The sequence below is a fragment of the Acidovorax sp. NCPPB 3576 genome, assembly GCF_028473605.1.
Lineage (GTDB): Bacteria > Pseudomonadota > Gammaproteobacteria > Burkholderiales > Burkholderiaceae_C > Paracidovorax.
This window is the reverse complement of sequence record NZ_CP097267.1, coordinates 895,419-920,692: the sequence shown is the minus strand read 5'-3', so window position 1 is coordinate 920,692 and position 25,274 is coordinate 895,419. Positions and strand designations below refer to the sequence as shown.

Genomic DNA, 25,274 nt, shown 5'->3' with positions numbered 1-25,274 from the left:
CCCCTAAAATGGCCCGCGAAACCCATCCATGAGCACCCTCATCCTTTCCTTGCCCCCGGGCCACCCGGGGCCGGCCACCGAGTACGGCTACACGCTGACCACCGACGGCCACACCGCCACACGACACGCGAGCACGACCGCCGCGCTGCTGCCCGACCCCGGCCGCGCCGGCGAGGTGGTGGCCGTGGTGCCGGCCCGTGCCCTGTCATGGCAGCGCGTGACCCTGCCGCCCGGTGCCGGCGCGCAGGCGCCGCGCCTGCGCGCCGTGCTCGAAGGGCTGCTCGAAGAGCGCCTGCTGGACGACCCCGCCGCGCTGCACTTCGCGCTGGAGCCCGGGGCCCGCCCCGGCGCGCCCGCCTGGGTTGCCGTGTGCGACCGGACCTGGCTGCGCGCCGCGCTCCAGGCCCTGGAAGCCGCCGGCCGCCCGGTGCAGCGCGTGGTGCCCGAATGGGCACCCGGCCCCACCGCCAGCGGCGCGCCCGGCTATTTCGCCGTGGGCACGCCCGAAGACGCGCAACTGGTGGCCACCGCACAGGGGCCCGACCAGGCCGTGGTGGTGGTGCCGCTGTCGCCCATGGCCCTGCAGCTCACGGGCGCGATGGCCGAGGCCGAGCAGCCCCCTGCGGTGCGCGCCGAGCCCGCCGTGGCCGCGCTCGCCGAGCAGATGCTGGGCCGCCCCGCCGTGATCTACACCGCCAGCCAGCGCGCCCTGGACGCCGCACGCGGCGAGTGGGACCTGGCACAGTTCGACCTGGCCAGCAGCGGCCGCACCCGTGCACTGCGCAAGGCCGGCAGCACGCTGGGCACTTTCGCGCGCGCGCCGCAATGGCGCGCCGCGCGCTGGGCCCTCGGGGTGCTGGTGGCCACGCAGCTCGTGGGCCTCAATGCCTGGGCCTGGCAGGAGCGCCAGGCGCTGGAGGCCAAGCAGGCTGGCGTGCGTGCCGCGCTCACGCAGACCTTTCCGCAGGTGAAAGTGGTGGTCGATGCGCCCGTGCAGATGGAGCGCGAACTCGCCCAGCTGCGCCAGGCCGCTGGCAGCGTCTCGCCGCGCGACCTCGAACCCATGCTGGCCGCCGCGGGCGCCGCGCTGCCGCCGGGCCAACTGCCTACGGCACTCGACTACAGCGCGGGCGACCTGCGCCTGCGCGGGCTCGAGCTGCCGGCCGAAGCGCTGGCCAGCGCCAACCAGCGCCTGTCCGCCGCCGGCTATTCATCGCGAATGCAGGACGGCCAGTGGCTGCTGCGCACCGGAGGCCAGCCATGAAGCGCCCCGCACCTGCCTCCTCTCCCTCTTCCTCCAACAACAGCGCAGCTGCGCCCCTGAAAGCGCGCTGGAACGCCCTGGCTCCGCGCGAGCAATCGCTGGCGCTGGCTGCTGCCGGCCTGGTCGCCGCCGCGCTGCTGTGGTGGGTGGCGATCGCCCCCGCGCTGCAGACCCTGCGCAGCGCGCCTGCCCGCCACGCCGAGCTGGATGCGCAACTGCAGCACATGCAGTCGCTGCAGGCCGAGGCGCTGCAATTGCAAAGCGCACCCCGCGCGCCGCTGGGCGACACCGCCCAGGTGCTGCGCAGCTCGCTCACGCAGCGCCTGGGCACCACCGCGCAGATGGCGGTGCTGGGCGACCGCGCCACCGTCACGCTCAAGGGAGCGCCCGCCGATGCGCTGGCCCTGTGGCTGTCGCAGGCGCGCACCAATGCCCGCACCGTGCCGATCGAGGCGCGCCTGGCGCGCAGCAGCACGGCCGTGGTCGGTCCCACGGCCGCCAACAAGCCGCCAGCGGCCCTGTCCAACCAGCCTGCGGCCCCCGACATGCCACGGTGGGACGGCACGCTGGTGCTGGCATTGCCGCCGGGCTGATCCGTATTTCGATGCCTTTGCTTTCCCGAATCCTTTTTTGAACGCCACCTTGTCCCGCCACCCTGCCCCCCGCACCTCCCTTGCCGGCTCCGCCGTACCGCGCTCGCCGCGCGGCTGGGCGCTGGCCGGCGTGCTGCTGGGCGCGCTGCCGGCACTGCTGGTCTTCGCGCCCGCGCAGTGGCTGGCCAGCGCCGTGGAGCAGGCCAGCGGCGGGCAGGTGCTGCTGGCGCAGGCACGCGGCACGGTGTGGACCGGCTCGGCCCAGGTGGTGCTGACCGGCGGGCGTGGCAGCCAGGACCAGGCCGCCCTGCCCGGCCGCCTGCAGTGGCGCCTGCGCCCGGCGTGGAACGGCGCCCGTGCCGAACTGCGGGCCGATTGCTGCACGCCCCAGCCGGTGCAGTTGCGGCTGCGCCCGCACTGGGGCGGTGCCCGCGTGACCGTGGCCGACGGCCGCAGCCAGTGGCCGGCCGCCGTGCTCGCCGGCCTGGGCACGCCCTGGAACACGCTGCAGCCGCAGGGCCAGCTGGCCCTGGGCACGCAGAGCCTTTCGTTCGACTGGTCCGCCGGCCGCCTGGTGGTGGACGGGCAGGCGCAGATCGATGCGCTGGACATGTCCTCGCGCCTGTCCACGCTGCGCCCCATGGGCAGCTACCGGCTGGTGCTGCAGGGCGGGCAGGCGCCCACCCTGGCGCTGTCCACGCTCGACGGCGCCCTTCGCCTGTCCGGCAGCGGCCAGTGGGTGGGCCAGCGTCTGCGCTTCACCGGCGAGGCCACCGCAGCGCCCGAGCGCGAGGGCGCGCTGGCCAATCTCCTCAATATCATCGGGCGGCGCACCGGCGCGCGCTCCATCATCACCGTGGGTTGACCCTATGACTTCCTTGACTTCGCAACGCCTGCGGTTCGCGCTTCACTCCCTGGCCGCTGGGGCCCTGCTGGCCTGCGCGGGCGGCACGCTCCAGGCCCAGACGGCCGTGGGCACCGGCACCAGCAGCGTGCGCGCCGGCGAGCCGGTCACGCTGAACTTCGCCAACGCCGAGATCGAGGCCGTGGCACGCACCATGGCGACCATCACCGGCCGCAACGTGGTGGTGGACCCGCGCGTGAAGGGCCAGCTCACCCTGGTGACCGAACGCGCGGTGACGCCCGCCGCCGCCTTCCAGCAGTTCCTGGCCGCGCTGCGGCTGCAGGGCTTCACGGTGGTGGAGGCCGCGGGCCTGTACAAGGTCGTGCCCGAGGCCGATGCCAAGCTGCAGGCCGGCAGCGTGAACGTGTCGGAAAGCGGTCTCGGCGGTACGCGGGGTGGGGGGCAGATCGTCACGCAGATCTTCAAGCTCAATTTCGAGAACGCGGCCAACCTGGTGCCGGTGCTGCGCCCGCTCATCAGCCCCAACAACACCATCAACGTGAACCCCGGCAACAACTCGCTGGTGATCACCGACTACGCCGACAACCTGCAGCGCCTGGCGCGCATCGTGGCGGCGATGGACGTCTCCAACGCCAGCGACGTGGAGGTCATCCCGCTGCAGAACGCGCTGGCCACCGAACTGGCGCCGCTGGTGTCGCGGCTGCTGGAGGGCAGCGGCACGGCGGCCGGGGCCGTGCCGGCCGTGGCCCAGGGACAGTCCGACACATCGTTTCGCACCACGCTGCTGGCCGAGCCGCGCAGCAACTCGCTCATCCTGCGGGCGGCCAACCCGGCGCGCCTGGCGCTCGTGCGGTCGCTGGTGCAAAAGCTCGACCAGCCGCCCACGCCCGGCAGCAGCGCTGCCGGCGGCAACATCCACGTGGTGTACCTGAAGAACGCCGACGCCACCAAGCTCGCGGCCACCCTGCGCGCGGCGCTGTCGTCGGCCACGGGCAGTGGGTCTTCGGGCTCGGGAGCGACGTCCGGCGCGCCCACGGGTTCAGGGCTGGGCTCCACCGGCCTCTCGGGCGGCGGCATGTCGCAGACCGGGGGCGGCAGCTCCATGAGCAACAACTCCGCATTCGGTGGGAGCAGTAGCAGCAGCAGCGGTGGCGGACTGGGCAGCAACGCCAGCAGCCTGGGGAATTCGTCCAACAGCAACCAGCCCTCGACCGGCGGGCAGATCCAGGCCGACCCGACGACCAATTCGCTCATCATCTCCGCGCCCGAGCCGCAGTTCCGGCAATTGCGCGCCGTGATCGACCAGCTCGACGGCCGGCGTGCACAGGTGCTGGTGGAAAGCCTGATCGTGGAAGTCGCGGCCAACAAGGTGGCGGAGTTCGGCATCCAGTGGCAAAGCGTGGTGGGCAACACCGGCAGCGGCACGGTGGGCGTGATCGGCACCAACTCCACGCAGGGCGGCGGCTCCAACATCATCAACCTCGCCCTGGCGGCGGCCAGCGGCAACTCGACCAGCATCGCGTCGGCCCTCACCTCCAGCGGCAGCAGCCTGGGCAACGGCATGAACGTGGCCATCGCGCCGCGCATCAACGGCAACTACTACCTGGGCGCGCTGGCCAACTTCCTGGAGAACACGGGCGATGCCAACGTGCTCTCCACCCCCAACCTGATGACGCTGGACAACGAAGAGGCCCAGATCATCATCGGCAACAACGTGCCGTTCGTGACCGGCTCCTACGCCAACAGCACCGGCAGCAGCACCGTCAACCCGTTCACCACCGTCGAGCGCAAGGACGTGGGCCTGATGTTGCGCGTGCGACCGCAGATCAACGAGAACGGCCTGGTCAAGCTCACGCTGTATCAGGAAGTCTCTCAAGTGAACGACGGCACGCTCACTGCCGCCAACGGCCCCACGACCAGCAAGCGATCGATCGAATCCACCGTGCTGGTGAACGACGGCAGCGTGATCGTGCTGGGCGGCCTGCTGGAAGACCGCTACGCGCTCGGCCAGGACAAGGTGCCGCTGATGGGCGACCTGCCTTTGGTGGGCGGCCTGTTCCGCAACGAAAACCGCTCGCGCAAGAAGACCAACCTGATGGTGTTCCTGCGCCCGCTCGTGATCCGCGACGCCGCCACCAGCGACGCCGTGATGGCCGACCGCTACGAGGCCATCCGCGCCCTGCAGCAGAACACGCAGCCCGCGCCCAGCACCGTGATGCGCAGCGTGTCCGATGCGCCGGTGCTGCCGCCGCTGCGCAGCGACACCACCGCACCCACGACTCCGCTGGTGCCGCAGGCACCGCTGCGCACCGCGCCGATCGCACCGCTGGCGCCCGAGCAGCGCGCCCTTCCGCGGCCGGTGACCTCGCCATCCGACGAGTACACCGCGCCCCCGGAAAAGCTCAGTCCCCAGTAAGCCCATGCGCCACCCGCTTCCCTACGCGTTCGCGCGCACTGCCCAGTTGCTGCTCGAGGACGACGGCCAGACCACCGTTCTGTGGCACGGCCCCACGCCCGATGCCGGCGCCCTGTCGGAGGTGCTGCGCAAGTACGCCGTGCGCGAGCTCATGCCGCTGGATGCCCACGCGCTGGCGCAGCGCATCAGCGCGGCCTACTCGCAGGGCGAATCGAGCGCGGCCACCGTGGTAAGCGAGGTCGAATCCGATGCCGACCTCTCGCGCATGATGCAAGAGCTGCCGGCGGTGGAAGACCTGCTGGAGTCGGCGGGCGACGCGCCCATCATCCGCATGCTGAACGCGCTGCTCACGCAGGCCGCGCGCGACGGCGCGAGCGACATCCACATCGAGCCCTACGAACGCCACTCCAGCGTGCGCTTTCGCGTGGACGGCACCCTGCGCGAGGTGGTGCAGCCCAACCGCGCGCTGCATGCCGCGCTGATCTCGCGCCTGAAGATCATGGCCGACCTCGACATTTCGGAAAAGCGCCTGCCGCAGGACGGCCGCATCAGCCTGCGCCTGGGCACCCGCGCCATCGACGTGCGCGTGTCCACCCTGCCCAGCGCCCATGGCGAACGCGCCGTGCTGCGCCTTCTGGACAAGAGCGAAAGCAAGCTGAGCCTGGAGTCCGTGGGCATGCAGGGCAACACCCTGCGCCGCTTCGACAGCCTGATCCACCAGCCGCACGGCATCATCCTGGTGACCGGGCCCACGGGCTCGGGCAAGACCACCACGCTGTATTCGGCGCTGGGTCGCCTGGACGCCACCAGCAGCAACATCATGACGGTGGAAGACCCCATCGAATACGAGCTGCCGGGCGTGGGCCAGACGCAGGTGAACGCCAAGATCGACCTCACCTTCGCCAAGGCCCTGCGCGCCATCCTGCGCCAGGACCCGGACGTGATCATGATCGGCGAGATCCGCGATTTCGAGACCGCGCAGATCGCCATCCAGGCCTCGCTCACCGGCCACCTGGTGCTGGCGACGCTGCACACCAACGACGCCGCCAGCGCCGTCACGCGCCTGACCGACATGGGCGTGGAGCCCTTCCTGCTGTCCAGCTCGCTGCTCGGCGTGCTGGCCCAGCGCCTGGTGCGCAAGCTCGATCCGTCCGACCCCAGCGGCTACCGCGGCCGCACGGGCGTGTTCGAGATGCTGGTGGTGGACGACACGCTGCGCGCCCAGATCCACAGCCAGGCCTCCGAAGCCGAACTGCGCGCCACGGCCCTGGCCGGCGGCATGACGCTGATGCGCGACGACGGCGAGCGCCTGGTGCGCGCTGGCATCACCAGCCCCGAGGAAGTGCTGCGCGTCACGCGGGATTGAAGCGGCGCTTCACGGAGCGGAGTACTTTTGGTGATCAACTGGTCCGTCGCCCCAATCAAAGTAGGTGATATCGCCCTCTGCGGTGACGACCTCCGCCAATCCACCGGCGCGCAGCCGGTACTCCTTGCCTTCGATGGTGGTTTTGTAGTAGCAAGGCAGCCATGAGTAATCATCGAGGAACAACTGCCAGAAGTGCTTGGCCTGGTTGAACTTTTCATTGAACTGCTCGACGTTCATCTCAAAGCCGGCACACATCAAAGCGGTGTCGGGGTCCATATCCACCTTGACCACCTTCTCTATTCGCACAGCGTGCACATGCGGCGTATGGGTGATCCACAGATAGGCGATGCAAGCGGCCAGCGGCACCGGCAACACAAAGAGAAAGAATGCTTTTTTCTTCATCTCAAGAACTCAATACGCGACCTGAGAGGCTTCCGATTCCAGTTTTCTGGAAACCTCGGGATGGCGGTAAACCGCCGTGCGTTTGAGGTTGAGGTGCTGCATCAAGGCGTCGATGAGCCACACGCTGGCAGCGTTTTGTGCGGCAGTCGGCGATGCGTATTGATCATCTTTCGAGGCGCCCACGACTTCGATGCCCAGGGAATCCAGATTGCTCGGGTACCTGAGATGGGCCGGTTTTTTCATTTCCAGTTGGTGTATCGCAAAGTCCTTGTCCTTCTGCGGCAAAGACGAAGCCAGGATGCTTTTCAGTGCCTTGGTCTGGTCTGGGGTGCAGGTATGGGTCACCCTGCACTTGGACTTGATTGCACCGACATGGAAGCAAACCCGATCCATTCGCGCCGTCTGGTAAATCATCCCGCCAGGCGCGATGAGAAAGTGCGCACCCACGCTGCGCCAGTAATAGGCCAGCAGCGTCGGAAAGGCGGTAGTGCTGTTGGTCTGGTGCAGGATGATGCCGTTGACGCTCGACAATTCGCCATGCTCAAGATTCGAATAACGGTTGTGCAATATCCGTGAGCCATGAATCATTCCATCGACAATTTTCATAGAAGTCGTTGCGGTCGGAGCCGCATTGTGTTGATCGTGTGATTTGCCATTGAGGCGATCACCCCTCCCTTGGGGGCCGAATATTACAAGGCGCCGACCCTGCGCGAGACGGCCTTGTCCATCGGCGGTATGAGTGGATGTCCATGGGCGAGCACAGGTTTGGCCGGCGCCCCACAATCGCCCGCATGACCTCTCCGCAACGCCCCACGCAACGATTCCCCGCCCTCTCCATGCTCGATCTGGTGGCCGTGCGCGAAGGCGGCACGGTGGCCGAGGCCCTGCAGATCGCCGTGCGCACCGCCCAGCATGCCGAATCGCTCGGCTTTTCGCGCTACTGGCTGGCCGAGCACCACAACATGCCCGGCATCGCCAGCTCGGCCACGGCCGTGCTGGTCGGCCACATCGCCGGCGCCACGCAGCGCATCCGCGTCGGTTCGGGCGGCATCATGCTGCCCAACCACGCGCCGCTGGTGGTGGCCGAGGCCTTCGGCACGCTGGCCGAGCTGTACCCCGGCCGCATCGACCTGGGCTTGGGCCGCGCGCCCGGCACCGACGGCCCCACCATGCGTGCCCTGCGCCGCGACCGCGTGGAGACCGAACAGGACTTCCCGCGCGACGTGGCCGAGCTGCAGCGCCTGCTGGGGCCCGTGCAGGCCGGCCAGCGCCTCGTGGCCACGCCCGGCGCCGGCACCGAGGTGCCCATCTGGCTGCTGGGCTCCAGCCTGTTCTCGGCCCAGCTCGCGGCCGAGCGCGGCCTGCCCTATGCCTTCGCCTCGCACTTCGCGCCGCGCATGCTGCACCAGGCGATCGATCTGTACCGCCGGCTGTTCCGCCCCTCCCCCACGCTGGCCGCGCCCTACGTGGTGGTGGGCGTGCCGGTGATCGCCGCCCCGACCGATGCCGAGGCCGAATACCTCGCCAGCAGCACCTACCAGCGGGTGTTGGGCATCCTGACCGGCAACCGCCTGCAACTGCAGCCGCCCGTGGAGGACTTCGCGGCGCGGCTGTCTCCCCAGGAGCGTGCCGCCATCGGCGACTTCCTGGCCGCCGGCGTGATCGGCGGGCCGGACACGGTGCGCGCCGGCCTGCGCGCGCTGGCCGAGGAAACCCGTGCCGACGAGTTCATGCTGGTGACCGACGTGTACGACCCGGCGCTGCGCCATCGGTCGCTGGACATCGTGGCCGCCGCCAACCGGGCGGAGTGAGCGGGCATGCGGCGGGCGGGCTTCAGGGCCACCCACCGCTGCGCGACATCGGCCTGCCACCGGCAGCGGCTACCATCACGCACCGCCCCGTTGCCACCACCTTGCCGCCCCTGACTGAACCGCATGCCCGCCTTTTCCTTTGAAGCCCTCGACGCGCAGGGCCAGACCCGCAAAGGCACCATCGAAGCCGACACCGCCAAGGCCGCCCGCAGCCTGCTGCGGGCCCAGGCGCTCGTGCCCATGGCCGTGGAGGCGCTCGCGGCGGGCCAGGGCCCGACCGGCGGGGAGGCCACCACGTTCAGCCAGCGGCTTTTCACGCGGCCCGTGTTCGGCGCCACGGCGCTCTCGATCTGGACGCGCCAGCTCGCCGGACTGGTCGCCTCGGGCCTGCCGCTGGAGCGGGCCCTTACCGCCCTGGCCGACGAGGCCGACGACGAACGCCAGCGCCATCTGGTCGCCACCCTGCGCGCCGAGGTGAATGCCGGCTCCACCTTCGCCCGCGCCCTCGCCGCCCACCCGCGCGAGTTCTCGTCCATCTACTGCGCAGTGATCGGCGCCGGCGAGCACAGCGGCAACTTGGGGCTGGTGCTGGAGCGCCTGGCGGACGACCTGGAAGACCGGCAGGCCCTCAAGGCCAAGCTGGTCGGCGCGGCGCTGTACCCGGCCATCGTCACCCTGGTGGCAATCGTGATCGTGCTGTTCCTCGTGGGCTATGTGGTTCCCCAGGTGGCGGCCGTGTTCGCCGGCACCAAGCGCGCGCTGCCCTTTCTCACCGTGGCCATGCTGGCCCTCAGCGACGCCGTGCGCCACTACGGCTGGGCAGCGCTGATCGCTCTTATTTTTATAGCATTCGGGGCAAGGTATGCCCTGGCGCAGCCGCGATTTCGCGAGAAGTTCGACGCCGTGTGGCTGACACTGCCGCTGGTGGGCAAGCTGGCGCGCGGCTACAACGCGGCGCGCTTCGCCGGCACACTGGCCATGCTGGCCGGCGCGGGCGTGCCCATCCTGCGGGCGCTGCAGGCCGCGGCGGAAACGCTGAACAACCGCGCCATGCGCGCCGATGCGCTCGACGCGCTGGTGCTGGTGCGCGAGGGCGCGCCGCTGGCCTCGGCCATGGCGCAGAAAAAGCGCTTTCCCGGCCTGGTCGCCATGTTCGCGCGCCTGGGCGAGCAGACCGGCCAGTTGCCCGTGATGCTGCAGCGCGCCGCCACGCAGCTGTCCACCGAGGTGCAGCGCAGGGCGCTGCAGCTGGCCACCATCCTGGAGCCCCTGCTCATCGTCGCCATGGGGCTCATCGTCATGCTGATCGTGCTGGCCGTGCTCATGCCCATCATCCAGCTCAACCAATTCGTCAAATGACCAGCCCACGCCGCCGCCGGAGCCCGCCATGGCCATGACGCTGGACGACAAGCTCGTCGTCGCCATCTCCTCGCGCGCGCTGTTCGACTTCGAGGAGGAAAACCGCCTGTTCGACCCGCTGCAGCCGCAGACCTACATGCAGTTGCAGCTCGACCGCCTGGACACGCCGGCGCGCCCGGGCGTGGCGTTTTCGCTGGTCAAGAAGCTGCTGGCCTTCAACGAACCCGGCCACCAGCGCGTGGAGGTGGTGGTGCTGTCGCGCAACGACCCGGTGAGCGGCATGCGCATCTTCCGCTCGGCCAGCGCGGCGCATGTGCCGCTGGAGCGCGGCGTGTTCACGCAGGGGCGCGATCCGTTCCGCTACCTGCGGCCGCTGGGCGCACACCTGTTCCTGTCCGCCAACGAGGCCGACGTGCGCCAGGCCCTGCAGCTGGGCTACCCGGCCGCGCGGGTGCTGACCGAATCGGTGCAGGCCAGCCACGCCAATCCGCACGAGGTGCGCATCGCCTTCGACGGCGACGCCGTGCTGTTCTCCGACGAGGCCGAGCGCGTGTACCAGGCGCAGGGGCTCGCCGCCTTCCAGCGCCACGAGACCGACAAGGCCGCGCAGCCATTGCCCGACGGCCCCTTCAAACCCCTGCTGGCCGCGCTGCACCGCCTGCAGCAGGCGGCGGGCAGTTCGTCGGGCATGCGCCTGCGCACCGCCCTGGTCACCGCCCGCAGCGCGCCGGCGCACGAGCGCGCCATCCAGACGCTCATGAACTGGAACATCGCCGTGGACGAGGCCATGTTCCTGGGTGGGCTGGACAAGGGCGGGTTTCTGCGCGAGTTCGAGCCCGATTTCTTCTTCGACGACCAGACCGGCCACGTCACCTCGGCGGCGCGGCACGTCCCTTCGGGGCATGTGAACAGCGGCATTTCCAATCCCGGCTGAGTCGGTTGGCGCCGGTTGAAGGGTGGTTGGAGAGGCTGTCGAGCGCGTGCCGACAGGCAAAGAAGCGCAAACCTTTGCAACCGCCGGTGAAACCCTGCGGTTCCCGATTGCAAAACCGGCCGGCTCCACCATCTGTGACAACATGCCCCCAATGAACGCCCCAGCCGCCCCCCTGTCGCCCCGCAGCCCTGGCCGCGCCATTGCCACGCCAGCCCGACCATCCCAGGCCACCGCCCTGCGTGCCATCGCGCTGTTTTCCCTGCTCGCCATCGGCCTGGCCTTCAGCGCCGTGGCCGCGACGCCCCCGGCCGCCGCGGCTTCCGCCCCTCAGGCCAAGGCGAGCGCGCCGCTGAGCAAGGGCGAAATCAAGGCGCAAAAGGAGTTCAAGATGCTGGACTTCAATGGCGACGGCAAGCTGAGCCGCTCGGAAGTGGCGCTGTTCCCCCGCCTGGCCAACGCTTTCGACGACGCCGACACCAACCACGACGGGTTCGTGTCCTATGACGAAGTGCAGGCGTTCGCCGTCAAGTACCGCGCCGAACGCGACCGCGCTCGGGCCGAAGCGGCGAAAACCCCGGCCAGCGCGGCTAAACCCTAGGCGTCCATCCGCTGCCGCGGCCCGCAGGCTGATAGTCAAAACCGCCCCCAGCGCAATCAACACTAGGGCGATATGCTATTTATTTAATAGCAAATCGTTTCAGAGTCCGCCGGTGCGTTTGACCTTGGGGTCGGCATAGGTGAGCGGCTCGTCCTTGGCCTCCTGGGCCAGGCGCTCCTGCAACGGCGTCTTGTTGAGTTCTTGCGCTATTTCGATGGCGCTGCCGCTGGCGCGCCACATCGACTGGATGAATTCGAGAAGTTGCTTGTAGATGGGCTCGGGCGGCGGGTCCTGGGGCTCCTCGACCGCATCCTTTTTCTTGACCTCGGTCCAGTCGCGGTTGCGGTTGTCCGGGTCGGACGGCTTGTCCGGCTCTCGCACGATGGCCCCCTCGCCCAGACGGTCCATCGACTCGACGGGGTTGGCCGCATGGATGGGCCGCACAGGAACCGCGCCGGAGGCCCCCGTGGAATACAAATCGGCGCCCTGGGGACGCCAGCTCGGCGATCGGTCAACAGGTGGCATTTGCATGGCGGGGTCCGTTCGTGAAGGTGGAGCGGCAAGCGGAATTCATCCCTTGTCGTACTTCATAACGGCAAAAAGAAGGGGGAATTAAGGCCTTTTTAAGGGATCAACGCAAAAACCAGGGTTTACCCCTAGTCATTCGACAAACCCTGGCCCGCTCCAGGCCCCAGGCCTGACCCGGTAAAAACGGCACGGCACCACGCCCTGCGGGGCGGTGGCGCTATAGAAAACGCTCCAGCAGCCGGCGCGAGGGCTTGTCCAGCGCCGCCACATCGGGCACGCGGAACTGCACGCCGTCGGCCGAGGCGATGAGCAAGGTGGTGCGTCCCCCCAGCCGGCGGATGTCTTCCTCGGCCTTGAGCACCAGTTGCGCGGGGCCACGGTCCGTCTCCACCGACCAGGTGCTGGGGGTGGAAAACCCCGACACGCTGACCAGCTTCTGCAGGATCGGCACGAATTCGCGGGCATTGAGGTCTTCCTCGACCAGCGCCCGGGCGGCGGCGGGCAGGTGGTCGAGGTGCTCGATCCACTGCAGTTCATGGCCGTCCGTTCCGACCAGGGAGATGCCCTCGGCGGGCGCTGCGATGGGAAAGGCCCGCACGGGCACCACGTCGGCGTGCTGGGTGCCGTCGGGCAGGGTGAGCACCAAGCGACCGTGCGCATTGCGCTGCAGGCGCACGGTCGCCACCGAAGAGGCTGCGTTGAAGACTGGCGAAGAGGTCATGGCGTGCGCTCTCTCAAGGGTCAGGAGTTGCCCGCCGGATGGGCGGGGTGCAGCAACGCGCTGTCGATGACGAGGCCCGACGCCTCGGCGTCTTCCTCGGCCCGGCGGGCCTGGGCTTCGTACAGGCGCCAATAGGCACCCTGCTTTTCCATCAGGGCGTCGTGCGGGCCGACCTCGACCACCTCGCCGCGGTCCATCACCACCAGGCGGTCGGCCTTGCGCAGCGTGGACAGGCGGTGGGCGATGGCAATGGTGGTGCGGCCCTGCACCAGGTTATCGAGCGCCTTCTGGATTTCCTTTTCGGTTTCGGTGTCCACGGCCGAAGTGGCCTCGTCCAGGATCAGGATGCGCGGGTCGATCAGCAGCGCGCGGGCGATGCTGATGCGCTGGCGCTCCCCGCCCGACAGGCCCTGCCCGCGCTCGCCCACCAGCGAGTCGTAGCCCTGGGGCAGCCGCAGGATGAACTCGTGCGCATGGGCGGCGCGCGCGGCCGCCACGATCTCGGCGCGCGTGGCCTCGGGCTTGCCGTAGGCGATGTTCTCGGCGATGGTGCCGAAGAACAGGAACGGCTCCTGCAGCACCAGCCCGATGTGGCGGCGGTAGTCGGCCACACGCATCCGGCGCACGTCCACGCCATCGACCTGGATCGAGCCCTCGGTCACGTCGTAGAAGCGGCTGATCAGGTTGACGAGCGTGCTTTTGCCCGAGCCGCTGTGGCCCACCAGCCCGATCATCTCGCCGGGCCGGATATCGAGATTCAACCCCTTGATGACCGAGCGGCTGCCGTAGCGAAAGCCCACGTTGCGCATGGCGATGGCCCCCTCGACGCGCTCCATCGTCACCGGCTGGGCCGGATCGGGCACGTTGCTCACGTGGTCCAGGATGTCGAAGATGCGCTTGGCGCCGGCCGCAGCCTTCTGCGTGACCGAGACGATGCGGCTCATCGAATCGAGCCGCGTGTAGAAGCGCCCGATGTAGGCGATGAACGCCGTCAGCACCCCCACGGTGATCTGGCTGTGCGCCACCAGCCAGATGCCGAAGCCCCAGACGATGAGCAGGCCGATCTCGGTCATCAGCGAGACGGTGGGGGTGAACAGCGACCAGGTCTTGTTGAGCCGGTCGTTCACTTCCAGGTTGTGCTGGTTGGCATCTCGAAAGCGCTGCGCCTCGCGCTTTTCCTGGGCGAAGGCCTTCACCACGCGGATGCCGGGAATGGTGTCGGCCAGCACGTTGGTGACCTCGGACCACACGCGGTCTATCTTCTCGAAGCCGGTGCGCAGCCGGTCGCGCACGTTGTGGATCAGCCAGGCGATGAACGGCAGCGGCACCAGCGTGACCAGCGCCAGCCACGGGTTGATGGAAAACAGGATGGCCGCCGTCATCAGGATCATGAGCACGTCGGTCATGAAGTCGAGCGCGTGCAGCGACAGAAAGACGTTGATGCGGTCGGTCTCCGAGCCGATGCGCGCCATCAGGTCGCCGGTGCGCTTGCCGCCGAAGTAGTCCAGCGACAGGCGCAGCAGGTGCTCGTAGGTGGTGGTGCGCAGGTCCGCGCCGATGCGCTCGGACACCAGCGCCAGAATGTACGTGCGCGCCCAGCCCAGCCCCCATGCCAGCAGCGCCGACAGCAGCAGGCCGCCCAGGTAAAGCGCCACGAGATGCACCGGAATCTGCTGGCCGTTCTGGAAGGGGATGAGGATGTCATCCATCAGCGGAATCGTGAGGTACGGCGGCACCAGGGTGGCCGCGGTGGAGGCCAGCGTCAGGCCGAACCCGGTCGCCAGTTGCTTGCGATAGGGCCGGGCGAATCGCCACAGGCGCAGCAGCACCCAGGTGGAGGTCTGCGGGGCCGGCGCGCGGGCACAGGCGGGGCATTCTTCGGTATCGGGCGGCAGGGCGGTCTGGCAGACCTCGCAGCGGGGCTCGTCGGGATTTTCGGACTCGACCGTGGCATCGTGCGGCATGCCGAGCGCGGCCAGCCGCTGGTCGAATTTCTGCAGAAGGCGCAAGGCCTCGGGGTGCGACCCCAAGGTGAAGCGCCACAGCGCCAGGCGGCGCTCGGCGTCGTGCAGCTCCAGGGCACCGACGCCGCCGTGGTCCGACAGGCGCAAGGCCATGCCGGCGGCCAGGGGCCATTCCTGCACGGCGCCGCCATCGGTGCGCGACAGCAGGCGCTGGGGGGTCAGCAAGAGCAGGCCGGGCGCAAAGCGCAGCGCCGGGCTCAGGTCAACCCGCAGCGCGGCCAGCACGTTTTCGTGGGGGGCGAGCCTGGCTCGCCATTCGGCCCCGTCGGGGCCATTCAAGACACTCGAGGCGTCCACAGGATGTTGATATTGCATTTTGGTTGGTTTTTCCGCCCTGGACAGTCCGAGAAGCCAGCCCGTGCTCTGGCACCCATTCTCCCCGATGCTCCGGACGCCGCTTTGGCATCCGCATGTAACGCCTTCCCCGCCGGCCGCGCTGACATCCGTTAGGCCATACCCGAGTGCGCGCACAATTGGCCGACACTCCTTCCGCAAATCGGTCCGCTTCGGGCCGCAGTTTCCTTTACGCTGCACTCCATGGCGACATTCAATGACATCCAACTGCTGCGCATCAACTACCTGCGCGGTCCCAACATCTGGACTTACCGTCCGGTGCTCGAAGTCTGGCTGGATCTCGGCGCGCTCGAAGACCACCCGTCCAATGCACTGCCGGGGTTCAACCAGCGCCTGACCACCTGGCTGCCGGCGCTCATCGAGCACCACTGCGGCGTGGGCGAGCGCGGCGGCTTCCTGCAGCGGCTGGAGGGCGGCACCTGGTGCGGCCACGTGCTGGAACACATCGTGATCGAGCTGCTCAACCTGTCGGGCATGCCCACGGGTTTCGGGCAGACGCGCAGCACCTCCAAGCGCGGCGTGTACCGCATGGTGTTCCGGGCGCGCGACGAGCGCGTGGCGCGCGTGGCGCTCGAGCAGGGCCACCAGCTCATCATGGCGGCCATCAACGACACCCCGTTCGACGTGCAGGCCGCCGTGGCGCGCGTGCGCACCGAGGTGGATGACCAGTACCTCGGCCCCAGCACCGCGTGCATCGTCACCGCCGCGACCGACCGCGGCATTCCGCACATCCGGCTGAACGACGGCAACCTGGTGCAGCTGGGCTACGGCGCATCGCAGCGCCGCATCTGGACCGCCGAGAGCGAGTTCACCAGCGCCATCGCCGAAGGCATCGCCAGCGACAAGGACCTCACAAAGAGCCTGCTCAAATCCTGCGGCGTGCCCGTGCCCGAGGGCCGTGTCGTCAACAGCCCCGAAGAAGCCTGGGAAGCCGCGCAGGACATCGGCCTGCCGGTCGTCGTCAAGCCCTCGGACGGCAACCATGGCCGCGGCGTGACGCTGGACCTGCGCAAGCAGGCCGACATCGAGGCGGCCTACCACGTGGCCTACCCCGAGGGCAGCGACGTGATGGTCGAGCGCTTCATCCCCGGCGACGAACACCGCGTACTCGTGGTGGGCGGCAAGGTCGTGGCCGCCGCGCGCGGCGAGGTGGTGAGCATCACCGGCAACGGCCGCTCCACCGTGCAGGAGCTGATCGACACGCAGCTCAACTCCGATCCGCGCCGCGGCTACGAAGAGGAATACCCGCTCGAACTGATCCACGTGGACACCAACGTGGCCGTGCAGCTCGAACTCAAGCGCCAGGACCTCAGCGCCACGGCCGTGCCCGAGGCCGGCCGCGAAGTCGTGGTGCAGCGCAATGGCAACGTGGCCGTGGACTGCACCGACGAAGTGCACCCCGAGGTGGCCTACATCGCTGCGCTGGCGGCCAAGGTCGTGGGCCTGGACATCGCCGGCATCGACCTGGTGGCGCGCGACATCAGCCGACCGCTGCAGGAGCAGAGCGGCGCCATCGTCGAGGTGAACGCCGGCCCCGGCCTGCTCATGCACCTGAAGCCCGCCATCGGCGCGCCGCGCCCCGTGGGCCAGGCGATTGCCGAGCACCTGTTCCCGGCCGAGGAAAACGCCGATGGCACCATCGGCCGCATTCCGCTGGTCGGCGTGGCCGGCACGCGCGGCACCAGCACCATCGCCCGCGTGGTGGGCTGGCTCATGCACCTGGGCGGGCGCCACACGGGCCTGGCCTGCCGCGAGGGCCTGTTCCTGGACCGCCGCTGCGTGGACACCGCCGACAGCGCCCACTGGGAAGCCGCGCACCGCCTGCTGATGAACCAGATGGTGCAGGCCGCCGTGATCGAGAACGACGCCCGCACCATCCTGCGCGACGGCCTGGCCTACGACCGCTGCCAGGTGGGCGTGGTGACCGACATGGACGGCAAGGACGCGCTGGCCGAGTTCGACGTGTTCGAGCAGGACCAGATGTTCAAGGTGCTGCGCACGCAGATCGACGTGGTGCTGCCCGGCGGCGCCGCCGTGCTGAACGCCGCCGAGCCACAGGTGCTGGAGCTGGCCCCGCTGTCGGACGGCGCCGTGGTGCTGTATGCCCAGGACGGAACGCTGCCCGCGATTGCGGAACACCGCGCCAAGGACAGTGGCCGTGCCGTCTTCGTGAAGGCGGGCCGCGTGGTGCTGGCGACGGGCTCGGCCGAGCATGGGCTGGGTGCGCTGGCCGACCTCACCTTCGGCCGCAACGCCGTGCAGCCCGACCCCGACACCCTGCTGGCCATCGTGGCGACGGCCTGGGCGCTGGACATCGCGCCCGACCTGATCGGCGCGGGCATCAAGACCTTCGAGCCCGAGCTGCCCTGCGCCGCCACGGCCCGCTGACCCCTTTCAACGACCGCATGGACTCGAGCCGGCGCCCGTGCCGGCAACCCCAAGAAAGAGACGCTTTTCCATGGACGTATCCCGCACCCGGGCCCTGCGCGGCCCCAATCTCTGGAGCCGCCACACCGCCATCGAGGCCGTGGTGACCTGCGCCGAATCCGAGCTGGCCATGCGCCAGATCGACGGCTTCGAATCCCGGCTGCGCGCGCTGTTTCCCGCCGTCGGCGTGCTGCACCCCGAAGGCAGCGATGCCGATGTGTCCCTGGCCCACGTGCTGCAGGGCGCGGCCCTGGCTCTGCAGGCGCAGGCAGGCTGCCCGGTGAGCTTCAGCCGCACCTCGGCCACCACGGACCGGGGCGTGTTCCAGGTCGTCGTCGAATACAGCGAGGAGGCCGTGGGCCGCCAGGCCTTCGAGGATGCCCAGGCCCTGATCAAGGCCGCGCAAGAAGGCGGCCACTTCGACGCCGAAGCCGCCGTGTCCCGCCTGCGCGAGCTGGACGAGGACGAACGCCTGGGGCCCAGCACGGGCTCCATTGTCGAGGCCGCTGCAGCGCGCGGCATTCCGTGGCGCCGGCTCACGTCGGGCAGCCTGGTGCAGTTCGGCTGGGGCTCCAAGCAGCGCCGCATCCAGGCCGCCGAGGTCGATTCGACCAGCGCCGTGGCCGAATCCATCGCGCAGGACAAGGACCTCACCAAGCGCCTGCTGCACGCCGCCGGCGTGCCCGTGCCGCTGGGCCGCCCGGTCGAGTCGGTGGACGATGCCTGGAAGGCCGCACAGGAAGTCGGCCTTCCCGTGGTGGTCAAGCCCCAGGACGGCAACCAGGGCAAGGGCGTGACGGTGAACATCACCGAACGCGCGCAATTGGACGAGGCCTTCCGCACCGCCGCCGAATACGGCACGGTGATGGTCGAGCGCTTCCTGCCGGGCCATGATTTCCGCCTGCTGGTGGTGGGCGACCAGCTGGTGGCCGCCGCGCGCCGCGAGCCGCCGCAGGTGCTGGGCGACGGCGAGCGCACCGTGCGCGAGCTGGTGCACCTGGTCAACCTCGATCCGCGCCGCGGCGAGGGCCACGCCACCTCGCTCACCAAGATCCGCCTGGACGACATCGCCGTGGCGCGGCTGGCCATGCAGGGCCTCACGCCCGACGCCGTGCCGGCCAAGGGCCAGCGCGTGATCCTGCGCAACAACGCCAACCTGTCCACCGGCGGCACCGCCACCGACGTGACCGACGACGTGCATCCCGACGTGGCGGCCCGCGCCATCGCCGCGGCCCAGATGGTGGGCCTGCACATCTGCGGCGTGGACATGGTGGCCGAGAACGTGCTGCAGCCGCTGGAAGTGCAGGGCGGCGGCTTCGTCGAGGTGAACGCCGCGCCCGGCCTGCGCATGCACCTGGCGCCCAGCTACGGCAAGCCCCGCAATGTGGGCCAGGCCATGGTGGACAAGCTCTTCGCCAACGGCCAGGACGGCCGCATTCCGGTGGTGGCCGTGACCGGCACCAACGGCAAGACCACCACCGCGCGCCTGATCGCGCACCTGTTCTCGGCCCAGGGCCTGCGCGTGGGCATGACCAACACCGACGGCGTGTACGTGAACGGCCGCCAGATCGACAGCGGCGACTGCTCCGGTCCCAAGAGCGCCCGCAACGTGCTGCTGCACCCCGAGGTGGATGCGGCCGTGTTCGAGACCGCGCGCGGCGGCATCCTGCGCGAGGGCCTGGGCTTCGACCGCTGCCAGGTGGCCGTGGTGACCAACATCGGCGCAGGCGACCACCTGGGCCTGAACTACATCACCACGGTGGACGACCTGGCCGTGCTCAAGCGCGTGATCGTGCAGAACGTGGCACCGGACGGCTATGCCGTGCTCAACGCGGCCGACCCCATCGTCGCGGCCATGGCCTCGTCCACGCCCGGCAAGGTGATCTACTTCGCCAGCGACCGCCACCACCCCGTGATGGCCACGCACCGCGCGCAGGGCCATCGGTCGGTGTACATGGATGGCGAGTCCATCGTCGCGGCCGAAGGCTCGTGGCGCGAGACCATCCACCTGCGCGACGTGCCCATCACGCGCAACGGCAAAATCGGCTTCCAGGTCGAGAACGTCATGGCATCGGTGGCCGCCGCCTGGGGCGCGGGCCTGCCATGGCAGACCATCCGCCGCGGGCTGTCGGGCTTCGTGAACGACAGCGACAACGCCCCCGGCCGCTTCAACGTGATGGATTTCAAGGGCGCCACGGTGATCGCCGACTACGGCCACAACCCGGACGCCATGCGCGCCCTGGTGGCCGCCGTCGATGCGCTGCCGGGCAACCGCCGCAGCGTGGTCATCAGCGGCGCGGGCGACCGGCGCGACGAGGACATCCGCGACCAGACGGTGATCCTGGGCGCGGCGTTCGACGACGTGATCCTCTACCAGGACGCGGCCCAGCGCGGCCGTGCCGACGGCGAGGTGATGGCGCTGCTGCGCGAGGGCCTGGCGGGCGCCTCGCGCACGAAGCACATCGAGGAGATCCGCGGCGAGTTCATCGCCATCGATTCGGCGCTGGACCGGCTGCAGCCGGGCGATCTGTGCCTCGTGCTGGTGGACCAGGTGGAAGAAGCCCTGGCGCACCTGGCCAAGCGTTGCGCGGAGGTGGCCGCATGACCGCCGCCCGCCGCCTCTCCAACGCCCTGCCCCGCACCGCGCTGGCGCTCGGGCTGGCCGCCGCCACGCTGTGCGCCCAGGCCGAGACCATCGGCACCGTGGACACCGCGTTCAAGCTCCTGGGCCGCGACCACGACATCATCGTGGAGGCGTACGACGACCCGGCCGTGCAGGGCGTGACCTGCTACGTGTCTCGCGCCCGCACGGGCGGCATCAAGGGCTCGCTCGGGCTGGCCGAGGACAAGGCCGAGGCCTCCATCGCCTGCCGGCAGACCGGGCCCATCGCCTTCCCGAAGCCGCCGCTCAAGCAGCAGGACGAGGTGTTCAGCGAGCGAATCTCCATTTTGTTCAAGCGCCTGCGCATCGTGCGGATGGTGGACCCGGCCCGCAACACGCTGGTGTACCTGACGTACTCCGACCGGCTCATCGAAGGCTCGCCGCAGAACGCGGTGACCGCCGTGCCGGTGGACCGCGCCACGCCGATTCCGCTCAAGAAGTGAGGCACGGGGCCCGGGCAAGCGATTCGTGGCCGAATCGCCCCCATGCCCTAGTACTCATTGCCTCTGTTGCTATTATTTATATAGCAAACGACTGATCCTGCTCACTGGCCGCCAGCGATCTGGCGCAGCGCCTGCTCGAACACCTCCGGCGGCTGGCCGCCCTGGATGAGGTGGCGGTCGTTGACGATGACCGCCGGCACCGAATGGATGCCGTGCTGCTGGTAGAACGCCTCGCGTTCGCGCACCGCGTCGGCGTATTCGCCCGAGTCCAGCACGGCCTGCGCCCGGGCCGCATCCAGGCCGGCGCCGGCCGCCGCACGCACCAGCACGCCATGGTCGCCCGGGCTCTGCCCGTCGGTGAAGTAGGCCTTGAACAGCGCGTGCTTCAGGGCCGTCTGCGCGCCCTCGCCGCCCTCCTCGCCCGCCCAGTGCAGCAGGCGGTGCGCATCGAACGTGTTGTAGATGCGGCTGCGCTGCCCCATGTCGAACGTGAAGCCCAGCGCGGCGCCGCGTTCGGCGATGGCTTCGCGGTTGCGCTGCGACTGCTCGGGCGTGGCACCGTACTTTTCGGCCAGGTGCTCGGCAATGTCCTGGCCTTGCGGCGCCATCTGGGGGTTCAGCTCGAACGGCTGGAAGTGCAACTGCGCCGCCACCGTTCCGTCCAGCCGGCCCAGGGCCCGCTCCAGCGCATGCAGCCCGATGGCGCACCAGGGGCAGGACACGTCGGAGACGAAATCGATCTTGAGGGGGACGGGGGTGGCAGGGGCCGGGGTGGTGGTCATGGCAACTCCATTGCAAAGGGCGAACGCGTGATGCTAGGCCGCCCCGCATGACCGTGCACGCCTGTGGGCACTACCCGCCGGACTGCGAATGCGATCGCAAGAACCAGGGTGCGGGCTCGCCGCGCCGTACGTAGATTCCAGGGCAGGCCCTTACCATTGAACGAGGAATCGACGCCATGGCTTCCCGCCCCCACTCCTGCCCCACCCCCCGCACCATTTCCCCAGCGGCGCAGCGCGCCGCCGCCACACAGGCCGATCCCAGGTGGGCCGCCGTCGCGGCACGGGACGCCCAGGCCGATGGCCGCTTCGTCTATTCGGTCCGCACCACCGGCGTGTATTGCCGGCCCTCGTGCGCCGCACGGCCCGCGCGGCCGGAAAACGTGGACCTCCACGCCACGGCCGAGGCGGCGGAGCGCGCCGGCTTCCGGCCCTGCCGGCGCTGCCATCCGGACCAGCCCATCGGATTCGATCCGCATGCCGAAACGGTGGCGCGGCTGTGCCGCCTGATCGAAGCCAGCGAGCCTCCGCCCTCGCTGGACGCGCTGGCGCAAGCCGCCGGGCTCAGTCCGCACCACCTGCACCGCGTGTTCAAGGCGGCCACCGGCCTCACGCCGCGCGCCTACGCCGCGGCGCACCGTGCGGGAAAGCTGCGCGACGGCCTGCCCCACGCCGGCACGGTGACCGAGGCCCTCTATGCCGCGGGCTACGGCTCGCAGGGGCGCTTTTACGAAGAGGCCGGCCGCGTGCTCGGCATGGCGCCCAGCCGCTACCGCACGGGGGGCGCACAGGTGCGCATCCGCTTCGCGGTGGGCCAGTGCAGCCTGGGCGCGGTGCTGGCAGCGGCCAGCGAGCGGGGCCTGTGCGCCCTGCTGCTGGGCGACGACCCCGACGCGCTGGTGCGCGATCTGCAGGACCGCTTTCCGCGCGCGGAACTGCTCGGGGCCGATGCCGCGTTCGAGCAGTGGATGGCGCAGGTGATCGGCTTCGTCGATGCGCCCCGGCGCGGGCTGGCCTTGCCGCTGGACGTGCAGGGCACGGTGTTCCAGCAGCGGGTATGGACCGCGTTGCAGGCCATCGCACCCGGCGAGACGGCCAGCTACGCGCAGATCGCCGAGCGCATCGGCGCGCCGCGCGCGGTGCGGGCCGTGGCCCAGGCCTGCGGGGCCAATGCCCTGGCCGTGGCCATTCCGTGCCACCGCGTGGTGCGCACCGACGGCGCGCTCTCCGGCTACCGCTGGGGCGTGGAGCGCAAGCGGGCGCTGCTCGACAAGGAGGCCCAGGCGTGAGCGCGCGCGACCTGGGCGCCATCGACTGGGACGCCGTGGCCCACGCGCTGGACAGCCAGGGCTGCGCCGTGATCGACGCCCTGCTGCCCGCGGCCGACTGCCGCGCCCTCGCCGGCCTCTATGCGCAGCCTGCGTGCTTTCGCAGCCGCGTGGTGATGGAGCGCCACGGCTTCGGGCGCGGCGAGTACCAATACTTCCAGTACCCGCTGCCCGAGGCCATCGCGGCGCTGCGCGCGGGGCTCTATCCGCACCTCGTGCCGGTGGCCAACCGTTGGCAGGCGGCCCTGGGACTGGAAGACCGCTTTCCCGCGCAGCACGCGGCGTTCATCGCGCGGTGCCAGGAGGCCGGCCAGACGCGCCCCACCCCGCTGCTGCTGCAGTACGGCCCCGGCGACTACAACTGCCTGCACCAGGACCTGTATGGCGCGCACGTGTTTCCGCTGCAGGTGGCCGTGCTGCTCTCCGCGCCGGGGGTGGATTTCACGGGTGGGGAGTTCGTGCTGACCGAACAGCGCCCGCGCATGCAGTCGAGGCCTGAAGTTGTGCCGCTGCGCCAGGGCGATGCGGTGGTGTTCGCGGTGCACCACCGGCCGGTGCAGGGAACGCGCGGGACCTACCGCGTGCAGATGCGGCACGGCGTGTCGCGGGTGCGCTCAGGGCAGCGGCATACGATGGGCATCATTTTTCATGACGCGGCCTGACGGGATGACCGGGATGTACCACGGTGGTTGCCCTTTCATCGGGCCTGAATTGCTTTTGCCATGACGGCCGACCTGTTCGACACCGATGAATCGCCCGGCGAATCCAGGCTCGTCCTGGGGACCGGTGCGGTGCTGCTGCGCGGCTTTGCCCGCCCAGTGGCTGCGGCATTGCACGAACAAGTCGCCGCCATCGTCCGGCAGGCCCCGTGGCGTCACATGGCCACGCCGGGCGGGCGCCGCATGTCGGTGGCGAACACGAACTGCGGTGCCTTGGGCTGGGTGAGCGATGCCCGCGGCTACCGCTATGTGCCGGTGGACCCGAGCAGCGGCGAGCCATGGCCCACCCTGCCTGCGGTGCTGTCCGCCCTGGCGGGCGATGCAGCGGCCGAGGCGGGATTTGCAGGCTTTGTGCCAGACGCCTGCCTGATCAATCGATACGCCCCGGGCACGCGGCTGTCCCTGCACCAGGACCGCGATGAGCGTGACCTGCATGCCCCCATCGTTTCGGTCTCGCTCGGGCTTTCAGCCACATTCCTTTGGGGCGGCATGTCACGTGGGGACCGTGCGCTGCGCGTGCCGCTGCACCATGCCGATGTGGTGGTGTGGGGCGGGGAGGACCGGCTGCGTTTTCACGGTGTGCTGCCGGTGCCTCAGGGCGAACACGCCGAGTGGGGAGCGGCACGCGTGAATCTGACCTTCCGCAAGGCGGGGTGACCGGCGGACGCGCGCGCTACCGCCGGTCCCGAGCACGCGTGAGCCACTGCCCGACGGCCTCGCGAACGCCTTCGGACAGCGACTCCGCCACACCTTGGGCGTAACCCTCTCCCAACACGCCTTTGCCCGCGTGGTTGAGCGCCACCACCGCGTTGGCCAGGACCACGCGATCCAGCCCCCTGCCTTGAGGGCGGGGAGCAGTGTTCAGGCGTCCCGCCGTGGCGGCGTCCTGCACCGCCAACGGCTGGCTCGGCGGATGGGCCTGGGCGCGGTGCTTCAGATGCTGATGGGCCATGACCGCTCCGATCCCCAGAAACAACTGAATCCCTACGATGTAGCGGTCCGGAAGGCTCTTGAGCAAACCCTGGATGGCCTCACCCAGCAGTTCTCCGCCGAGCCGCGCGGCATCCAGATCCACCAGCGCTTGCGCGATGCGCGCCACGGCCTGCGGGTCGTCGCGCTCCTGCAATTGCCGCGCCAGCGCAGCCGTCCCGGTGGCGAACAGCCCGGCAGCCACTTCCACGCGCTGCGTCAATCCGGCGGCAGACGGCGCATCCTGCAGCGCATGCACAGCCAAAAGGGTCAGCTCGGGGTGGGTTCGCATCTGCTCGCCCAGCCACAGGGCAGGACGCGCGATGTGCCGTGCCCCGAACCGCACCAAGGCCGCATTGGGCTGGAGCAAATGCATGCCACGCGAGGCCAACACGCCCCAGGCAGGGCCGGATGGCGACGCATCGCTGTCGCCGCCAGCGCCCTCCTTGGCAGCAGAAGGCCGTTCGCCCGAGCGCCTCGGTGGCGAAGCCGAAGTGCGGGGCGGCAAGCTGGCCGCGCACGTGGCATCGGAATCACTGCGGCGGGTGGATGGCAGCGGCTGGATCGGGCTGGATTCCGATCGCTGCGCCGCAGTATGGGGTGAACCGGACGCACAGGCCTCTGGACCAGGCAGGGGGCTGCCGGCCACGGCCCCATCGTGCAACCCGCAGTCCGCGGCCGTGTGGCGGGAAGGGATCGATGGAGAAAGGGC

22 protein-coding genes are annotated in these 25,274 nt (G+C 69.8%); 15 read left to right on the top strand and 7 right to left on the bottom strand.

Features of this window, described 5'->3' with window-relative positions:
• The first annotated feature begins 28 nt into the window (after nucleotides 1-28).
• From gspL to M5C98_RS04340, 5 genes are read left to right on the top strand one after another with little or no spacing between them, the layout of a single operon-like run.
• The gene (gspL, locus tag M5C98_RS04360; RefSeq protein ID WP_272551200.1) at nucleotides 29-1,264 is read left to right on the top strand and encodes a type II secretion system protein GspL; all 1,236 of its coding nucleotides are present in this window, start codon (nucleotides 29-31) and stop codon (nucleotides 1,262-1,264) included.
• A complete protein-coding gene (gene gspM / locus M5C98_RS04355) occupies nucleotides 1,261-1,857 on the top strand; it encodes a type II secretion system protein GspM (RefSeq protein WP_272551199.1) in 597 nt (198 codons plus the stop codon). The genes gspL and gspM overlap by 4 nt, the downstream gene beginning before the upstream one ends.
• 49 nt (nucleotides 1,858-1,906) lie before the next feature.
• Nucleotides 1,907-2,722, top strand: coding sequence for a type II secretion system protein N (gspN, locus tag M5C98_RS04350; RefSeq protein ID WP_272551198.1), 816 nt, complete (start codon nucleotides 1,907-1,909; stop codon nucleotides 2,720-2,722).
• A 4-nt stretch (nucleotides 2,723-2,726) separates the two neighbouring features.
• Nucleotides 2,727-5,138, top strand: coding sequence for a type II secretion system secretin GspD (gspD, locus tag M5C98_RS04345; protein ID WP_272551197.1), 2,412 nt, complete (start codon nucleotides 2,727-2,729; stop codon nucleotides 5,136-5,138).
• A 4-nt stretch (nucleotides 5,139-5,142) separates the two neighbouring features.
• Nucleotides 5,143-6,504 carry a GspE/PulE family protein gene (locus M5C98_RS04340; RefSeq protein ID WP_272551196.1) on the top strand — a complete coding sequence of 454 codons (1,362 nt, stop codon included), beginning with the start codon at nucleotides 5,143-5,145 and terminating at the stop codon, nucleotides 6,502-6,504.
• Nucleotides 6,505-6,513: 9 nt separating this feature from the next.
• Here the strand turns inward: M5C98_RS04340 and M5C98_RS04335 are convergent, their stop codons facing one another.
• Nucleotides 6,514-6,906, bottom strand: a complete 393-nt coding sequence (locus M5C98_RS04335; RefSeq protein ID WP_272551195.1) for a hypothetical protein — start codon at nucleotides 6,904-6,906, stop codon at nucleotides 6,514-6,516.
• A 9-nt stretch (nucleotides 6,907-6,915) separates the two neighbouring features.
• Nucleotides 6,916-7,512, bottom strand: a complete 597-nt coding sequence (locus M5C98_RS04330; protein WP_272551193.1) for a peptidoglycan recognition protein family protein — start codon at nucleotides 7,510-7,512, stop codon at nucleotides 6,916-6,918.
• A gap of 185 nt (nucleotides 7,513-7,697) precedes the next feature.
• Between M5C98_RS04330 and M5C98_RS04325 the strand changes: the two genes are divergently transcribed.
• From M5C98_RS04325 to M5C98_RS04310, 4 genes are all read left to right on the top strand, one after another.
• Nucleotides 7,698-8,717 carry an LLM class flavin-dependent oxidoreductase gene (locus tag M5C98_RS04325; protein ID WP_272551192.1) on the top strand — a complete coding sequence of 340 codons (1,020 nt, stop codon included), beginning with the start codon at nucleotides 7,698-7,700 and terminating at the stop codon, nucleotides 8,715-8,717.
• Nucleotides 8,718-8,840: 123 nt separating this feature from the next.
• Nucleotides 8,841-10,076, top strand: coding sequence for a type II secretion system inner membrane protein GspF (gene gspF, locus M5C98_RS04320; protein ID WP_272551190.1), 1,236 nt, complete (start codon nucleotides 8,841-8,843; stop codon nucleotides 10,074-10,076).
• Nucleotides 10,077-10,104: 28 nt separating this feature from the next.
• On the top strand, nucleotides 10,105-11,010 hold the full coding sequence (locus tag M5C98_RS04315; RefSeq protein WP_272551189.1) for a 5'-nucleotidase: 906 nt from the start codon (nucleotides 10,105-10,107) through the stop codon (nucleotides 11,008-11,010).
• A 151-nt stretch (nucleotides 11,011-11,161) separates the two neighbouring features.
• Entirely contained in the window at nucleotides 11,162-11,608 is a 447-nt protein-coding gene (locus tag M5C98_RS04310) for an EF-hand domain-containing protein (RefSeq protein ID WP_272551188.1), read from the top strand.
• A gap of 99 nt (nucleotides 11,609-11,707) precedes the next feature.
• On the opposite strand, the gene M5C98_RS04305 is transcribed toward M5C98_RS04310, so the two are convergent.
• The 3 genes from M5C98_RS04305 to M5C98_RS04295 form a co-directional block, all read right to left on the bottom strand.
• The gene (locus M5C98_RS04305) at nucleotides 11,708-12,139 is read right to left on the bottom strand and encodes a hypothetical protein (protein WP_272551187.1); all 432 of its coding nucleotides are present in this window, start codon (nucleotides 12,137-12,139) and stop codon (nucleotides 11,708-11,710) included.
• 214 nt (nucleotides 12,140-12,353) lie between these two features.
• The gene (locus tag M5C98_RS04300; RefSeq protein ID WP_272551186.1) at nucleotides 12,354-12,857 is read right to left on the bottom strand and encodes a cyanophycin metabolism-associated DUF1854 family protein; all 504 of its coding nucleotides are present in this window, start codon (nucleotides 12,855-12,857) and stop codon (nucleotides 12,354-12,356) included.
• 20 nt (nucleotides 12,858-12,877) lie between these two features.
• On the bottom strand, nucleotides 12,878-15,196 hold the full coding sequence (locus M5C98_RS04295; RefSeq protein WP_272551185.1) for a cyanophycin metabolism-associated ABC transporter: 2,319 nt from the start codon (nucleotides 15,194-15,196) through the stop codon (nucleotides 12,878-12,880).
• A 222-nt stretch (nucleotides 15,197-15,418) separates the two neighbouring features.
• Between M5C98_RS04295 and M5C98_RS04290 the strand changes: the two genes are divergently transcribed.
• The 3 genes from M5C98_RS04290 (at nucleotide 15,419) to M5C98_RS04280 (ending at nucleotide 20,767) form a co-directional block, all read left to right on the top strand.
• Nucleotides 15,419-17,623, top strand: a complete 2,205-nt coding sequence (locus M5C98_RS04290) for a cyanophycin synthetase (protein WP_272551183.1) — start codon at nucleotides 15,419-15,421, stop codon at nucleotides 17,621-17,623.
• Nucleotides 17,624-17,693: 70 nt separating this feature from the next.
• A complete protein-coding gene (gene cphA / locus M5C98_RS04285; RefSeq protein ID WP_272551182.1) occupies nucleotides 17,694-20,267 on the top strand; it encodes a cyanophycin synthetase in 2,574 nt (857 codons plus the stop codon).
• Nucleotides 20,264-20,767, top strand: a complete 504-nt coding sequence (locus M5C98_RS04280) for a CreA family protein (RefSeq protein WP_272551181.1) — start codon at nucleotides 20,264-20,266, stop codon at nucleotides 20,765-20,767. Before cphA ends, M5C98_RS04280 begins: the two co-directional genes overlap by 4 nt.
• Nucleotides 20,768-20,868: 101 nt before the next feature.
• Here the strand turns inward: M5C98_RS04280 and M5C98_RS04275 are convergent, their stop codons facing one another.
• On the bottom strand, nucleotides 20,869-21,549 hold the full coding sequence (locus tag M5C98_RS04275; RefSeq protein ID WP_272551180.1) for a DsbA family oxidoreductase: 681 nt from the start codon (nucleotides 21,547-21,549) through the stop codon (nucleotides 20,869-20,871).
• A gap of 176 nt (nucleotides 21,550-21,725) precedes the next feature.
• Here M5C98_RS04275 and ada point away from each other — a divergent pair, with 176 nt between their 5' ends.
• From ada to alkB, 3 genes are read left to right on the top strand one after another with little or no spacing between them, the layout of a single operon-like run.
• Nucleotides 21,726-22,835 carry a bifunctional DNA-binding transcriptional regulator/O6-methylguanine-DNA methyltransferase Ada gene (gene ada / locus M5C98_RS04270; RefSeq protein ID WP_272551178.1) on the top strand — a complete coding sequence of 370 codons (1,110 nt, stop codon included), beginning with the start codon at nucleotides 21,726-21,728 and terminating at the stop codon, nucleotides 22,833-22,835.
• Complete coding sequence (locus M5C98_RS04265) at nucleotides 22,832-23,536, top strand: 2OG-Fe(II) oxygenase (protein ID WP_272551177.1); 705 nt, start codon at nucleotides 22,832-22,834, stop codon at nucleotides 23,534-23,536. The genes ada and M5C98_RS04265 overlap by 4 nt, the downstream gene beginning before the upstream one ends.
• Nucleotides 23,537-23,596: 60 nt before the next feature.
• The gene (gene alkB / locus M5C98_RS04260; RefSeq protein ID WP_272551176.1) at nucleotides 23,597-24,250 is read left to right on the top strand and encodes a DNA oxidative demethylase AlkB; all 654 of its coding nucleotides are present in this window, start codon (nucleotides 23,597-23,599) and stop codon (nucleotides 24,248-24,250) included.
• A 16-nt stretch (nucleotides 24,251-24,266) separates the two neighbouring features.
• On the opposite strand, the gene M5C98_RS04255 is transcribed toward alkB, so the two are convergent.
• Complete coding sequence (locus M5C98_RS04255; RefSeq protein WP_272551175.1) at nucleotides 24,267-24,938, bottom strand: hypothetical protein; 672 nt, start codon at nucleotides 24,936-24,938, stop codon at nucleotides 24,267-24,269.
• Nucleotides 24,939-25,274: the final 336 nt, after the last annotated feature.

Bases quoted from the DNA above. Each gene is read 5' to 3' on its own strand.
- M5C98_RS04255 (WP_272551175.1), bottom strand. From the start codon at position 24,938: ATGCATTTGCTCCAGCCCAATGCGGCCTTGGTGCGGTTCGGGGCACGG.
- M5C98_RS04305 (WP_272551187.1), bottom strand. From the start codon at position 12,139: ATGCAAATGCCACCTGTTGACCGATCGCCGAGCTGGCGTCCCCAGGGC.
- M5C98_RS04275 (WP_272551180.1), bottom strand. From the start codon at position 21,549: ATGACCACCACCCCGGCCCCTGCCACCCCCGTCCCCCTCAAGATCGAT.
- M5C98_RS04280 (WP_272551181.1), top strand. From the start codon at position 20,264: ATGACCGCCGCCCGCCGCCTCTCCAACGCCCTGCCCCGCACCGCGCTG.
- gspM (WP_272551199.1), top strand. From the start codon at position 1,261: ATGAAGCGCCCCGCACCTGCCTCCTCTCCCTCTTCCTCCAACAACAGC.
- M5C98_RS04315 (WP_272551189.1), top strand. From the start codon at position 10,105: ATGGCCATGACGCTGGACGACAAGCTCGTCGTCGCCATCTCCTCGCGC.
- M5C98_RS04325 (WP_272551192.1), top strand. From the start codon at position 7,698: ATGACCTCTCCGCAACGCCCCACGCAACGATTCCCCGCCCTCTCCATG.
- gspF (WP_272551190.1), top strand. From the start codon at position 8,841: ATGCCCGCCTTTTCCTTTGAAGCCCTCGACGCGCAGGGCCAGACCCGC.
- M5C98_RS04300 (WP_272551186.1), bottom strand. From the start codon at position 12,857: ATGACCTCTTCGCCAGTCTTCAACGCAGCCTCTTCGGTGGCGACCGTG.
- M5C98_RS04295 (WP_272551185.1), bottom strand. From the start codon at position 15,196: ATGCAATATCAACATCCTGTGGACGCCTCGAGTGTCTTGAATGGCCCC.
- M5C98_RS04310 (WP_272551188.1), top strand. From the start codon at position 11,162: ATGAACGCCCCAGCCGCCCCCCTGTCGCCCCGCAGCCCTGGCCGCGCC.
- gspD (WP_272551197.1), top strand. From the start codon at position 2,727: ATGACTTCCTTGACTTCGCAACGCCTGCGGTTCGCGCTTCACTCCCTG.
- M5C98_RS04340 (WP_272551196.1), top strand. From the start codon at position 5,143: ATGCGCCACCCGCTTCCCTACGCGTTCGCGCGCACTGCCCAGTTGCTG.
- M5C98_RS04290 (WP_272551183.1), top strand. From the start codon at position 15,419: ATGGCGACATTCAATGACATCCAACTGCTGCGCATCAACTACCTGCGC.
- alkB (WP_272551176.1), top strand. From the start codon at position 23,597: ATGACGGCCGACCTGTTCGACACCGATGAATCGCCCGGCGAATCCAGG.
- gspL (WP_272551200.1), top strand. From the start codon at position 29: ATGAGCACCCTCATCCTTTCCTTGCCCCCGGGCCACCCGGGGCCGGCC.
- M5C98_RS04330 (WP_272551193.1), bottom strand. From the start codon at position 7,512: ATGAAAATTGTCGATGGAATGATTCATGGCTCACGGATATTGCACAAC.
- M5C98_RS04335 (WP_272551195.1), bottom strand. From the start codon at position 6,906: ATGAAGAAAAAAGCATTCTTTCTCTTTGTGTTGCCGGTGCCGCTGGCC.
- cphA (WP_272551182.1), top strand. From the start codon at position 17,694: ATGGACGTATCCCGCACCCGGGCCCTGCGCGGCCCCAATCTCTGGAGC.
- ada (WP_272551178.1), top strand. From the start codon at position 21,726: ATGGCTTCCCGCCCCCACTCCTGCCCCACCCCCCGCACCATTTCCCCA.